12 protein-coding genes are annotated in these 13,107 nt (G+C 34.0%); 6 read left to right on the top strand and 6 right to left on the bottom strand.

Translation table 11 applies throughout. The features are described from left to right. The first annotated feature begins 6 nt into the window (after positions 1-6). Together BLV84_RS09175 and BLV84_RS09170 are read left to right on the top strand one after the other, a co-directional pair. Positions 7-1,404: a RagB/SusD family nutrient uptake outer membrane protein gene (locus BLV84_RS09175; RefSeq protein ID WP_093244385.1), complete on the top strand. Its 1,398-nt coding sequence runs from the start codon at positions 7-9 to the stop codon at positions 1,402-1,404. Next, complete coding sequence (locus BLV84_RS09170; protein ID WP_159429413.1) at positions 1,394-4,252, top strand: M16 family metallopeptidase; 2,859 nt, start codon at positions 1,394-1,396, stop codon at positions 4,250-4,252. Before BLV84_RS09175 ends, BLV84_RS09170 begins: the two co-directional genes overlap by 11 nt. 45 nt (positions 4,253-4,297) lie before the next feature. Here BLV84_RS09170 and BLV84_RS09165 read toward each other — a convergent pair whose 3' ends face one another. The 6 genes from BLV84_RS09165 to BLV84_RS09140 all read right to left on the bottom strand — a co-directional run bounded on the left by BLV84_RS09165 (position 4,298) and on the right by BLV84_RS09140 (position 9,603). Further along, a complete protein-coding gene (locus tag BLV84_RS09165) occupies positions 4,298-4,576 on the bottom strand; it encodes a DUF6520 family protein (protein ID WP_262501510.1) in 279 nt (92 codons plus the stop codon). A gap of 95 nt (positions 4,577-4,671) precedes the next feature. Continuing rightward, the gene (locus BLV84_RS09160) at positions 4,672-5,106 is read right to left on the bottom strand and encodes a MauE/DoxX family redox-associated membrane protein (RefSeq protein WP_093244382.1); all 435 of its coding nucleotides are present in this window, start codon (positions 5,104-5,106) and stop codon (positions 4,672-4,674) included. Positions 5,107-6,105: 999 nt separating this feature from the next. Then, on the bottom strand, positions 6,106-6,417 hold the full coding sequence (locus tag BLV84_RS09155) for a GIY-YIG nuclease family protein (RefSeq protein WP_093244381.1): 312 nt from the start codon (positions 6,415-6,417) through the stop codon (positions 6,106-6,108). A 257-nt stretch (positions 6,418-6,674) separates the two neighbouring features. Next, on the bottom strand, positions 6,675-7,352 hold the full coding sequence (locus BLV84_RS09150; RefSeq protein WP_159429412.1) for a response regulator: 678 nt from the start codon (positions 7,350-7,352) through the stop codon (positions 6,675-6,677). A gap of 26 nt (positions 7,353-7,378) precedes the next feature. Then, positions 7,379-9,367, bottom strand: a complete 1,989-nt coding sequence (locus BLV84_RS09145; protein WP_093244379.1) for a tetratricopeptide repeat-containing sensor histidine kinase — start codon at positions 9,365-9,367, stop codon at positions 7,379-7,381. Between the two features lie 41 nt (positions 9,368-9,408). After that, positions 9,409-9,603 carry a hypothetical protein gene (locus BLV84_RS09140; protein ID WP_093244378.1) on the bottom strand — a complete coding sequence of 65 codons (195 nt, stop codon included), beginning with the start codon at positions 9,601-9,603 and terminating at the stop codon, positions 9,409-9,411. Between the two features lie 222 nt (positions 9,604-9,825). Between BLV84_RS09140 and BLV84_RS09135 the strand changes: the two genes are divergently transcribed. From BLV84_RS09135 to BLV84_RS09120, 4 genes are all read left to right on the top strand, one after another. Further along, on the top strand, positions 9,826-10,665 hold the full coding sequence (locus BLV84_RS09135) for an RteC domain-containing protein (protein ID WP_093244377.1): 840 nt from the start codon (positions 9,826-9,828) through the stop codon (positions 10,663-10,665). 297 nt (positions 10,666-10,962) lie between these two features. Continuing rightward, complete coding sequence (locus BLV84_RS09130; RefSeq protein ID WP_093244376.1) at positions 10,963-11,718, top strand: hypothetical protein; 756 nt, start codon at positions 10,963-10,965, stop codon at positions 11,716-11,718. A 4-nt stretch (positions 11,719-11,722) separates the two neighbouring features. Next, positions 11,723-12,118, top strand: a complete 396-nt coding sequence (locus tag BLV84_RS09125; RefSeq protein WP_093244375.1) for a DUF5675 family protein — start codon at positions 11,723-11,725, stop codon at positions 12,116-12,118. Positions 12,119-12,130: 12 nt separating this feature from the next. Continuing rightward, positions 12,131-12,364, top strand: a complete 234-nt coding sequence (locus tag BLV84_RS09120) for a hypothetical protein (RefSeq protein WP_093244374.1) — start codon at positions 12,131-12,133, stop codon at positions 12,362-12,364. Positions 12,365-13,107 lie beyond the last annotated feature (743 nt).

Genomic DNA, 13,107 nt, shown 5'->3' with positions numbered 1-13,107 from the left:
GAAAACATGAATACTTTTAAATATACATTTTTATTATTCATCCTTGCTATAAGTAGCTCTTGCGAAGATTTTGTTGAAGTCGACCTTCCTGATCATAAAGTGACGAGAGAAACAGTATTTAACAACGATAAAATAGCGAGAAGTGCCATGACTGGCATATATAACCAGTTGTTTAATACAAGTTTTGCCAATGGGGGCAACCACTCTGTAACTTTTTTAGCGGGGATTTCTTCAGATAACTTTAAGCTCACGACGAACAATGAAGACATGAGAGAGTTTAACCAAAACAATATCACAGCTCTCAACAATTATAATTTAGAATTATGGGCAGGAGCCTATAATGTTATTTATATGACAAACTCACTTTTAGAAGGTCTGGAGAATTCAGAATCAATATCTGATGAAAACAGAAAAAGCCTGGAGGGTGAAGCAAAATTTGTGAGAGCTTTTACTTATTTCTATCTGACTAATCTTTATAATGAAGTTCCTTTAATCTTAGGCACAGATTACCGAATAAACGCCACTGCAAGTCAAAATAAACAAGCAGATATCATTGAAAAAATCATTGATGATTTATTAGACGCTCTTGACTTATTAGATGAAAATTACCTAGAAAACAACAGAGCAAGACCTAATAAAGCTGCTGCAAATGCACTTTTAGCAAAAGTATATCTATATGTAGAAGATTGGGAAAAAGCAGAAAATTATAGCGACAAATTAATTAGCCAGGCTTCCCTTTATGAGTTGTTAGGTCATGAGGAGGTTTTTTTAGCCAACAGCAGGGAAGCCATTTGGCAAATATCGCCTATAGGATGGGGCAGCACTTTAACACATACACGTGAAGGTAGCATATTCATTTACGACCCTACAATGAACACCCCCGTTATACTCTCAAAAGACTTTATGGAGATATGGGAAACCTCTCCTGATCTAAGATATGACAAATGGATTGGAGAGTATACACAAGAAGGTGTTAGCTCTTATTATTCTTATAAATATAAAATCGCTTTTGATTTTTCAGGCGGTGAGATTGAAGAGTACTCTATGGTGATGCGTTTAGCAGAGCAATACCTCATCCGTGCCGAAGCAAGAGCCCAGCAAAACAAGCTGCAAGGCGCCATAGCTGATTTAGACATGATTAAGCAAAGAGCTGGCTTGCCACTTTTGAGTGTAACACAGCCAAGCATCAGCCAGCAAGCTTTACTTAAAGAGATATTGCTTGAGCGCAGAAAGGAACTCTTTGCTGAATGGGGACATCGTTGGTTTGATTTGCAACGCTTTGATCAAGCCTCTATACTAAATGATAAACCAAATACTGTATGGCAACCAGAGCACAGATGGTTTCCTATACCTGAAAACGAAATACTTAAAAATCCAAAACTCAATCAAAATGATGCTTACTAAAATCTTTAGAGTTCAAACAAAGTATTTAGCATCTATGATGATATGCTTTTGGATGATAACTCATCTATCATATAGCCAGAACCAATCAACAACTTATTTAGATGAGAATACGCGATATGGTCAGCTTACAAATGGATTTCAATATTATATCAAAAATATACCTAATTCTGATGCTAAAATATCTACGAGTTTAATAGTCAAGGCAGGTGATAATAATCAAACTAAAGAGCAATATGAGATGGCTCATTTTTTAGAGCATATGCCTTTTCAAAGAACTAAAAACTTTGAATCGATTATCAGCAATACGGAGCTTTTAAACTTGCTGGAAATGGGGCTGAATGGAGTAACTGGAGCCAAGCATACAGAATATTCATTTAATTTTCCTTCGCATAACAAATTAGCATCAGATACAAGTTTGCTATTCTTTAAAGATATTGCGTCTGGTGAGATTAGATTTAATAAAAAAGATATTGATGGAGAAAGAGGTGCTTTTTACGAAGAGCACCTTTTTAGAGGAGCTGGAAAGACTTACAACTTATTAAAAATAGCCAGTACCTTTTCCAATACCTATAAAGGATTAAAGAAACCTAGTGAGTATCGCGATTACATTTATAATTTTAAAATTATAAATTTAAAGGATTTTTATAAAGAATGGTACAGGCCAGACTTAATGGCGCTGACAGTTGTAGGGCATATTAAAAACTTGGATCAGTTAGAAAATCAGATTCAAACGCGCTTTAATGGTCTTATAAAAAATAAAAGTAAAATACATCTGACAGACATCAAACAAGATTATTTTGATAGAGCACCTCAATTTATGCTTATAAATAATTCTATTAATCAGACACACCAGCTAGAAACTTATACAAGCTTTCATTTTTATATTAGAGATACGCAAGAGAAGTATGAGAATTCAATTATTAAAGATGAGCTTCTCGAAAATATGATGTATGATCTAATCAATAAAAGTCTTCATAAAAGCTTATTGGCTTATCATATTTCTTACAATTTCAATATCCAACCTTCTATTGACATCCCCTACACTCACCTGATTAAGGTTAAAACTGAAGAAAAGGATTCAAAACAAAGTATCCAAAAAGCATTTTCAATTTTAAACCGGATATTTGAATCAGGATTTACTAAGGATGAATTTGAAAATTCTAAAGAGAAGTATATTAATCGTTTAAAAAAGAAGGACAGTACCAACACATTTTACTGGCTGCACAAGTTTAAACGACATTTTGTTGAAGACATTGATTTTAATGACTTGTCTCTAAAAGTCAATACGTCATTTTTGAAAGAACTTACTTTAGAGGAATTCAATACTTTTGTGAGGAGAAACTTACAAAAACAACCTGAGGATATTGCTGTCATTAACCCCTCAAAAGATAAATTCCCATTTTCAGAGGCGCAGATCAGAAGATGGGTACAAGAGTCACCAACTGATAGCATCAATATATCAAGTAAGAATCAAGATTTAAGGATAGCCGACCAAATAAAACAAGAAGACCTATTACCTCAGCCCGAATATCAATATGAAGATTTAAATGACTTTGGGACTGAAAAAATTATTCTTAAGAATGGTATAAAGCTCATTATTAAAGCCTATCAACCAGAAAAAGGAAGATATCAAGATGATATTATGCTGCACGGTTTTAGCCCTAATGGCGTTTCTTCGTTTAGTGAAGAAAACTTCCATTCAGTTATATTTGCGAGTGATATCGTTAGGCACTCAGGCATTGGTAAACTTGATAAATTTGACCTAAAAAAGCAACTCAAAGAAACAAGTATACCTTATGGCTTCATACCCTATATAAGCGCGCATGAATCAGGCATAAAAGGAAACTTCAAACTCAAAGACTTAAAGCTAGCTTTGCAGCTCGTGTATCTTTATATGTCTGCCCCACGTTATGATAAGTCTGCATATTTAGATTGGAAAAAAGAGGAAAAGAAGAAATTTCTTAAAAAAACTGATACAAACCCAAAGTCAGATTTTTATTATCATATTAATAAACTTACTGAAAATCGATTGTTTAAACCTCAAGGGACATATCGATATCTAGGTGTAGATGAAACTGATTTAGATATTGCATATAAAGCCTATAGTAAACTCATGCAAAATACGCAGGACTTTACATTTATTATCACAGGGAATTTTAAAAAAGATAATATTTTACCATTAGTCAATAAGTATTTGAGCGCCATACCAAACAATAAAAAAGCAATGCATAAAGGCAATGTTGATGCAAACACTTATCTTAAAGGAAAGCCATTAGAAATTGTTTATACACCTAAACAAGCAATTCAAAATGTTCATCTCTTCTATAAATACACGAGAGAAACTGGAAGTGCATTAAGCTTAAAAGATGAGGTGATTTTAAAAATTATTGAAAAGTTGGTTCATAATAGACTCAGGGAGCTACGCTTTAAAGATAAGAGGGCGATATACCTATCTGCTGCAAGGAAACAGATTAACAGAACAAACAAAACGAATTCAATAAACTTAATCTTAAGCTGTAGTCAAGAAGATTTGTCAAAAATTAAGAATGATTTAAAAAAGATCACTCATCATTTAAAAACACAAAAAATAAATGAATCTCTTTTCAAAAGTATTGTAAACTCTCATGTCATTCCAAAATACAGTCAAAAGAAAAGAAATCAAAATAAGAGCACACAAGCGGCACTCTATGAACATTATCGATATCATATTCCGATTGTGGAGCAAAAACAGGTTGATAAGATCATTAAATCAATTAACACTGATGATATTTTAGAAATGTGTCAGCTCTATTTTAAAGATGAAAATCTAGTTAAGTTTTTTGCTAAAAACGATTATTCAGAGATCTAATAAAACAGCCCTTTGAGCTATTTTTCAAAGGGCTTTCATTTTTAATTAATCATTAATAATATAAGCTTCTGTACTTCCATTACGCATAGGAATGCTTAAGTTCTCGTCCATATAAACCTGGTGTTCTTGTGAATTAGGATCGCTTGCGAAAATCACTTTACACAAATCATTCGTTGGGCTAACACAAGGCTTACTTTGTAGTTGCTGTGCTGTCCCATTGAGTTCAACCCAGCCTGCTGATTGTGCATGTTCTTTGTTTGCAAATGCAAAACCAACCGTTAATACTAGTGCCATTAATGGCACTACCTTTAATAAACGTTTCATAACATAAAATTTAAATATTAAGCTTACTCTTTTTTACAGGTTTTCAGCTTTCCCTGATTTGTTGCGCAACAAAATTTCTTTTCAACTTATCTATTTTATTTTTTAATCTTTTTTAAATGCAGCCATAAACAACTTAAAGCGAGTACTATACTCGAAATATTGAGAACAAAGTGTCCTTTCCAGCTTAACGCACTTATCACGCCTCCACATGAGCAGGGTTGATATGGGGCTAACCATAAAATCGCTGCGATATAAATTGAGTAAACAGCTAATAACGAGATGATGCTAATAAGCGCTTGTGTATTAAAGTCTTTGAAACATAAGGCGATTGCTATCATGATTTCGATAAGTGGTATTGCCCAAGTAAGAATGAAAAGCAGTGACTCAGATTTTGGTAGCAGGGGTGAATTGTATAAATTGTCATAAAACAAATCGACCTCTAAGAGCTTTGTAAGACCTGCATACATCAATAAGACAATAAAGAAACTTCTGCAGAGCAAAATGTAGCTGAATTTAAATACGAGTTTCATGAGCTGATTCTTTTAGAATGAACATCTAAATTACAATGTCATCTCAGAAGCAAACGAGGTAAAATCCTTCTTAAATAGAGGTTTTTAGATTTCAGTTTACCGTTATCTGTTTTCAGTTGTCAGTGATCAGTGAGTGGTGATTCGTGACTAGTGATGAGTGAATAGTTTTTCGTGTAATCGTTTATAATTTTTCGTGTACTCGTGCCTTCAGAATGACAAATAAGGAGATGAGATGCTGAATCGCACTTCGCCTGTGGCTGCATTTGTTCAGCATGACAATTCAAAGGTTATTTTGTCATTCTGAAAAATTTCGACGATAGGAGAGATTTATTCAGAATCTCATGATTTATAAAGATATCAGATTTTAAAACTGATCCTACTCCAATTGATGAGATTCTGAATGACACTCCCGTACTCGTGTCTTCAGAATGACAAACCTTTTTCGCAACGCGAACCGTTTCACTAGCGCATTGCTCCTAAGCCCTTGCAGCTCCCGAGACTTCGGGATTTATTGTTTTTGAATAAACATGAAAAGTAGGCCGTTCTCTTAAATTATGAATTTTGAATTTGCTTTAAGATTTACACCTCATATCATTATTATTTAGTGAGTGGAATAATATAAGAAATAGCTTGGCAAACAAGTCGTGAATATGTTGATTCACTGCAAGCACTATGCTTTAAGCCTTTCAATTCTTAAATTAAAACTGAATCATCAGGTTTCAGTCTTCTTTTTTTAAGTGTAAGAAAAGTTGAGCGTTAAAAAATACCGAAGCCTTGGAGGTATTTTAACGAGAGTTTTCTGGTTTGTCGATAGACAAAACACCTATAAAAAAGACACCTTTTCTTTTGTTTCGTTTTCTTTGGGTGAGCAAAGAAAATGAAAAGAACTTCACCTTGTAAAGAGATGCTGAATCGCACTTCGCCTGTGGCTGCATTTGTTCAGCATGACAATTCAAAGGTTATTTTGTCATTCTGAAAAATTTCGACGATAGGAGAAATTTATTCAGAATCTCCCCTCAGTGGCTTATACAAATCTTTCCACTCTGGATTATCCTTCTCAATTAACTCGATTTTCCAGTCTCGTTGCCAGCTCTTCAATTGCTTTTCTCGCGCTATCGCATCATTAACATATTGAAAATCTTCTTGATAAACCAATTTTGTCAAATTGTATTTAGCTGTAAAGAAGCTTCCTTTCCCTTGTCTATGACGTTCTATACGATCATCTATTCCACCAGTCATTCCGATATATAATGTACCACGCTGCTTATTTGTCAAGATATAAACTGAATAATTGTGATAGGAGCGTTTCATGATGTCTAAGTTAACTATTTATTTCGTCACCCTGATACCAGATCAAATCCGGCATGACAAAAGAGACAAGAGATGCTGAATCTTCCGAAATCTCGGGATCAGAATCCCATGAGTTAAATGAAGACTTCGAGGCAATTAATGATTCGTCTCCAATTCATGAGATTCTGAATGACACTCCCGTACTCGTGCCTTCAGAATGACAGATAAAGACTCACCTCTCACCTACTACCTACTACCTACTAACCACTCCCCTCTATTCACAAAAACCCTAAATCTTTTGCTTTTTGAAGTAGCGTTTTGTCATCATTTTCAATAACATCTAGTATTTCTTTGAGTCTTTTTTTTCTGCGGTCGATGCCTGCACTTGATAGGGGTAAAATATTAGATAAGTCTTTTGTTTTTGTGCCTTGTGATAACTCGTATAAAATTTGCCTATCTAAGCGATCTAATAATAAATCATTACTTACATATTGCCTTAAAGCATTCCTGACAGTTTTACTGTAATAGGGTGTATCTTCTAAAAGGTCTAGAATTGCATGTTCGATTTCTTTTTCGTCAATATCACCTTTAACTAAAAAACCATCTGGGTTTAAGCTTTTAAAAATACTGTGAATGCGATAATTATGATGATAGGTTGTCGCAATCATGATTTTAACCTCAGTAAAGCTTTCTTTCACCTGCAGAGCCAGATCTTCACCTGACAATAAATTATGATTTGGTGCTGGAGCGAGTTTTAGATCAACTAAAAGCAAATGCAGTTTTCGTTTTTGGTTAAATCTCTTGAGATGATTCAGGGCATCAATAAAGCTGTTGGCTTCATAAATTTTGAAGCTTAAATTTGAGTTTTGGCTTTCTACTTTTTTAAAAACTTGTTTATAGGCAGAAATTATGATGGGATGATCATCAACCAATAAAACATTATAATTTTTTGTCATTTTATCAATTTTTATTTTGTTCATATTCAAGACTCTTTAAGCTTAATCACAATAGTAGTCCCTTTACCTGGCTTGCTTTTAATATTCAGCTTAGCATTGATTTGCTCTGCTCTTCTTTTCATATTATCAAGACCAATTCCTTTCCTTCTTCTTTTAGTCTTAAAGCCTTTTCCATCATCAGAGATGATCAGATGAATTGTATCTTTAGTTTTCTTTATTTCTATGCTAACATGTGTTGCCTGGGCATGCTTTATCACATTTTGCATCACCTCTTCTGTTATTGCTAGAAGGTGCTTTTTAATAAACAATGTTAAGTCTTTTCCTATCTCTTGATCTTGTGCCTTATAAGTTAAATCAAAAGCTCCTACTTGGCTTTTGACGCGACCTATATTTTCTAATTGCGAAGCTAAATCAATGTCTTTATTCTGTTTTTTCAAATCATGTGCTACATCACGAATGTCTTTTTCTAATTGACTTAAAGTGTTTAGATGCTTGCGATGTTCATTTTCGGCATTAAGACTATTCTTGAAGTCGAGTAAACCCCAGTGGATTCTTAATCCAAATAATTTTCCTAATATGCTGTCGTGTAAATCTGCTGCAATTCGGTTTCTTTCCTCTTCTTCTTTTAATTGAAGTTGATACTCTTGGCGGCGTTGGTATTTAATCCTTTTGATTTTATTTTTTTGCCTGATATAAAGATAAAATGTCAAAGAGAGTAATGCACCCAATGTTAAAGCTAAGACTAATAGTTGTTTATGCATTTTCAAACGATCAGCTTCTCCCTTAATTTCTTGTGTTTTAAACTGAACTTTAGCAACTTTATGGCGTTGCTTTCTTAACTTATGCTCAATTTCATCATGGGTAACTTTCCAAGTATTCATATGTTGGTCAGCCATATGAGGTTCAAATTTAGCCAGTAATAATAAGCCATTTAAGAGTTCTCTTTTTAAGTTTATATCTTGTGCTCTTTTGACGGCTTCTTTAGCATACTGTATCGCCTGAGTCGTGTCTTTTCTCTTCCAATGGATTTCGGCTAAATGAATTTGGCTTAAAATCACACCTGCTTTATTGCTCAGTGCTTTCCTGATTTCTAGTGCCTTTTCAAAGTCTGATTGATACTTTTGTTCGCCATAAGTAAAACTGGTATATGCTCTGTTATCTAATAATCTCGCATAGAGGCTTGGTTTAACTTGTTTTAAATCATCTATGGACAATGCTTCGTTAAAATAATTTAGAGCTTTTTGGAAATTCTTCTTTTTGTGATAAATCAAGCCTAAATTATTTAAAGTTGCTGCTTCTAGATACGGAAGCTCTTTATTTTGTATTGTTTCCAAGGCAAAGGATAAGTATTTGATAGCGACATCTAAACCCTCTAAATCTTCGTATATAAAAGAAAGAAGGGTATAACATCTGTAAACTTGCTTATGCTTTTGAGCATCGCGTAAATAAGGAAGTGCTTTGTAAATAAAAGCTTCACTTTCTGTATATTCTTTAAGACGGCCTTTGATAAAAGCCATATTGTACCACATTTTAGCTTCGTAATAAGGATGTCTGTTCTCAGAAAAAGCTTTTTGAGCCTTTTGATAATGCTTAAACGCATCGCCATACTTTTGATGCTTGAGAAAGAAAGCTGCATAATCCCAATGGCTTAGACCTATTGCAATTGTGTCTTTATATTTTTTGGCAAGGTTTAAAGAAAGTCCATTATATTTATATAGTAAATGTGAATCGTTCTTTTGTAAAGCTAATTCAGTGAGCTCCTGATATACTTTTTGTTTAATATCAAGGTGATCAAAATCTTTAATCAACGAATCAATTTTAAGGTGCAGATCATTGTAAGTTTCTTTATGATGTGATAAAGCTTCTGTTTTTAAAGCTTTAAAATGCTTGTTGAATTGTGAAATGTCTTGATCCTGTTGTTTTGTGTCTTTTTGAATAAGAGTAATCAGTGATAAACTCACCACGACAAGCCCAACAATAATGAGGGACAGATAATATGATTTTTTAAAAGACATAAAAGAAAACTGGCTCTACTAAAATAATAAATTATTAAGTGTTATCCATCCTTTTCATTATCTGGGTCTAAACTTTGGTCATCGCCTGTCTCATAAGCACCCGATTCGTTATCACTTTCTTGCTGAGACATTATTTCAGGATCAGCTGGATATTCTTCAGTTAGTAAATCCGGTGTACATGCATTTATAAATAATGCAATACAGCATAGTTTTAAAAAAAATTGTTTTGTAAACATGTTAGTAAGTTTTGGTTCCTATAATTTTAATCACCAAGAGGAAAGCTTAATCCTTAGAAGCTATCTGAGTTACATCTTGCTTTAAGCTGGTGATTCGCTTAAATCTAAACACGAATAAGACCTTGATTTATAGTATTTTATAATACAATTTGTGTGATTAAAACATACTTTTCGTTTTTAAAAACCTGATAACTTGAGATGTATATTTCTTAAACATCACAAATGATTTATCAAAACTTAATTGAAGAATTAGAAGAGAAGCTTCAAGCTTTAGAAACTGAAACTGATGATGTTTTGACCTGCTCTGAACAAAGCATGAGAACAACAAAAGAGTATTTAAACAAAATCAGAAAGTTGGTCATCTTAAATGGTTTTCAAGATGAAGAAGCTGAATGCTATTTTTTTAAAAAAATAAAGCCACATGCTGTTAGTAAATTAATTTACTATGTCAAACTCTTTAATATTGAAAGTAGAAGACCGAGAAGTAGCCGTAAATCTCAAAAGGAGTTTTTACAAACAGAAATTGATAAGCTTCAGAATTACTTCAACGAGAATTTAGAGTTTTACCATTACTTCAGAAGAGGTTCAACTAGTTTAGATCAGCACTTTTTTTTAAGGCATAAAGCAAACTTACGCTTACATCCAGACACAATTCACTTTGTAACCGATGATGAATTCTCGACGAGTCATGATGGTTCAGTTGCAACAATAATGGCTTATGATTTACTAATCGTTTATTTACAAAAGCAGATTGAGGAGCTGAAGTATAAACATAAGATTAAGGATAATGAAACTAAAAAGAAAATTCCTCAAGTCAGCTGGACACGAAATAAAGTTGATCTCATAGAGCTTGTTTATGCTTTACATACAACAGGATCTATTAACGGAGGTAACACCAGTATAAATGAGATTGCAGATTTATTTGAGCGTGTCTTTCAGATTGACTTGGGCGATTATTACCGTACTTACCTCGAATTAAGATCAAGAAAAACCAATCAACTGAAGTTTTTAGATCAATTAAAAGCTTCATTAGCACAACGTATGTTTGAAGCAGACGCCTAAATCTTATTTCCTCACAATTTTTTAACCTTTAAACTTCCCCTTCCCTCCTTTTTTAAAATTCTTCATTAATGCTGAAAAATGCTATGTTTTAATAATGCTCATATAGCAATAATAGAACAATCTTGATTGTTAAATAAATATTAAAACAACACCCAAGCTGGGTAAACCTTGTGCTTTTAAACTTTTGATTCTCCTGAGTTTTGTCGTGTAAACTTTTCAAAGATGCATCTGAACAGCTTACCGTGCTAATAGAATGAGCCGATAAGAAATCATTCATCAATTATTAAAACAATAATTATGGCCAAACAGTCAGGTATTATCAAACTAGAGGGCACCATTGGAGGTATTTCCTTTTACAAGTCAAGTGAAGGATATTTTGCTAGAGAAAAAGGTGGTGTAGATGCGAATCGAATTGCGAATGACCCCGCATTTCAGCGAACACGTGAAAACGGACAAGAATTTGGACGTGCAGGTAAGAGTGGTCGCGTGATAAGAAGTTGTTTCCGACTACTATTACAAAACACGAGAGACAAACGTGTCGCAAGTCGATTAACCGGTCGTTTATTATCAATTATTAAAACTGATGATGTTAATATGCGTGGGGTGAGAACTGTGCAAGATGGCCAGATGCAGTTATTGCAAGGCTTTGAGTTCAATAAAAATGCAAGATTCAGTATGCTTTTTAACGTGAGCTATCAAGTGAGCATAGACGCTGCAACTGGTGAAGTTGACATGAGTTATAGCGACTATAAGCCTATTAATATGATTGACGCTCCACAAGGCACGACGCATTTTAAAATAAGTTTTGGTGCTGGTGCCATAGATTTTGAGAACGAAAGCTCAGAATTTGAAATGGCAGAGACGCCGATTATCGCTTATGATGATGTGGAGGCAGCTGCAGATAGTTTAACAGCAAATTTATCTGCAAACTCAGGGTTTCCAATCATTGCTGTGTTAGGTATTTCATTTTATCAAGAGGTTAATGGAACAACCTATCCGTTAAAGAATGGCGCTTATAATGCGTTATCAGTTGTTAAAGTAAATCAAGCTTAATGTTATGTTATTGCAACTTATAAGGCAATATCATGCACATGGTACCAATGGTGTCATTCGTTTGAATAACAAACATATATGTTACACCATTGAGCTACCATGGAAAGCAAATCAGAGAAATGTTTCGTGCATACCAGAAGGCAAGTATGACTTAAAGCTACGCTATAGCATACGCTTTAAATGGCATTTGCATCTTATAAATGTGCCAAACAGAGAACTTATACTCTTCCATCCTGCAAATCATGCGATCAAAGAATTAAAAGGATGTATTGCGCCAGTCACTGCATTAACTGCACCTGGTCGAGGAACAGAGTCACTTGTTGCTTTTCAGCAATTAAAACAAGTCGCTTATTCTGTTTTAAAAGAGAGAAAAAAAATAAGCATGATTATTAAATCATAAAAAAACAAAACAATGGATATTAAAGAAAGAGTAAATTCACCAACGCCAAAGTTATTTAAAAAGCTTAGAAATATTGGTTTAATTATGGCTGCTGTAGGTGGTACTATATTAACAGCACCTGTTAGTTTACCAGCCTTAATCACATCAATAGGAGGTTATATCGCTGTTGCTGGTGGGGTATTGTCAAGTGTAAGCCAGATTACAGTTAAAGACGCTAAGCAAAAAGAAAAATCAGATGAAGAATAGTCACTTTATCTTTGGCGGCACAGCTGGTGGCACAATATTAAGTGTCCTCCCTGTGATTAGTTCAAGCGAAATCTTTAAAACAATTATACTTGCTAGCTTAGGGGCAGCGGTTAGTTTTATGGTAAGCTACTTTATAAAATCCTATTTTTATAAAAAGAAGTAAGTTTAAGTTATAAACTGAAGTCAATAAAGGCTACTTGTTCGCAAGTGGTCTTTTTTTGTTTTCTGTTGTCAGTTGTCGGTTTTTCAGTGAATAGTGATTCGTGATTTATGACTAGTGATTCGGTTTTCGTGAAATTGCTTTAAGCTATAAGCGTTAGGCATACGGCATAGAGCATAGAGCGGTTTTTCGATTCTCAGTTTTCCGTGAATCGTGAATGGTGATTCGGTTGTCTGTTCTCTGTTTTTCATGTATTCGTGTAATGGTGTAATCGTGTCTTGCAAAATATCTGTCATTCTGGAAAATATCGACGATAGGAGATATTTATTCAGAATCTCATGATTTATAAAGATATCAGATTTTAAAACTGATCCTACTCCAATTGATGAGATTCTGAATGACACTCCCGTACTCGTGTCTTCAGAATGACAAACCTTTTTCGCAACGCGAACCGTTTCACTAGCGCATTGCTCCCAAGCCCTTGCAGCTCCCGTATTCTATGGTTTAAAAAAGTTTTTTAGTTAAAATTTTCAACATTTTTAAGCTGCATATTTCAAGGTATCAACATATGGCGTTCTCCGTT

This window comes from Psychroflexus halocasei, from assembly GCF_900107595.1.
GTDB lineage: Bacteria > Bacteroidota > Bacteroidia > Flavobacteriales > Flavobacteriaceae > Psychroflexus > Psychroflexus halocasei.
This window is presented reverse-complemented; position numbering and strand designations above follow the sequence as displayed.

Coding starts and splice junctions, on each gene's coding strand:
- BLV84_RS09175 (WP_093244385.1), top strand. CDS start 7: ATGAATACTTTTAAATATACATTTTTATTATTCATCCTTGCTATAAGT.
- BLV84_RS09170 (WP_159429413.1), top strand. CDS start 1,394: ATGCTTACTAAAATCTTTAGAGTTCAAACAAAGTATTTAGCATCTATG.
- BLV84_RS09165 (WP_262501510.1), bottom strand. CDS start 4,576: ATGAAACGTTTATTAAAGGTAGTGCCATTAATGGCACTAGTATTAACG.
- BLV84_RS09160 (WP_093244382.1), bottom strand. CDS start 5,106: ATGAAACTCGTATTTAAATTCAGCTACATTTTGCTCTGCAGAAGTTTC.
- BLV84_RS09155 (WP_093244381.1), bottom strand. CDS start 6,417: ATGAAACGCTCCTATCACAATTATTCAGTTTATATCTTGACAAATAAG.
- BLV84_RS09150 (WP_159429412.1), bottom strand. CDS start 7,352: ATGACAAAAAATTATAATGTTTTATTGGTTGATGATCATCCCATCATA.
- BLV84_RS09145 (WP_093244379.1), bottom strand. CDS start 9,367: ATGTCTTTTAAAAAATCATATTATCTGTCCCTCATTATTGTTGGGCTT.
- BLV84_RS09140 (WP_093244378.1), bottom strand. CDS start 9,603: ATGTTTACAAAACAATTTTTTTTAAAACTATGCTGTATTGCATTATTT.
- BLV84_RS09135 (WP_093244377.1), top strand. CDS start 9,826: ATGATTTATCAAAACTTAATTGAAGAATTAGAAGAGAAGCTTCAAGCT.
- BLV84_RS09130 (WP_093244376.1), top strand. CDS start 10,963: ATGGCCAAACAGTCAGGTATTATCAAACTAGAGGGCACCATTGGAGGT.
- BLV84_RS09125 (WP_093244375.1), top strand. CDS start 11,723: ATGTTATTGCAACTTATAAGGCAATATCATGCACATGGTACCAATGGT.
- BLV84_RS09120 (WP_093244374.1), top strand. CDS start 12,131: ATGGATATTAAAGAAAGAGTAAATTCACCAACGCCAAAGTTATTTAAA.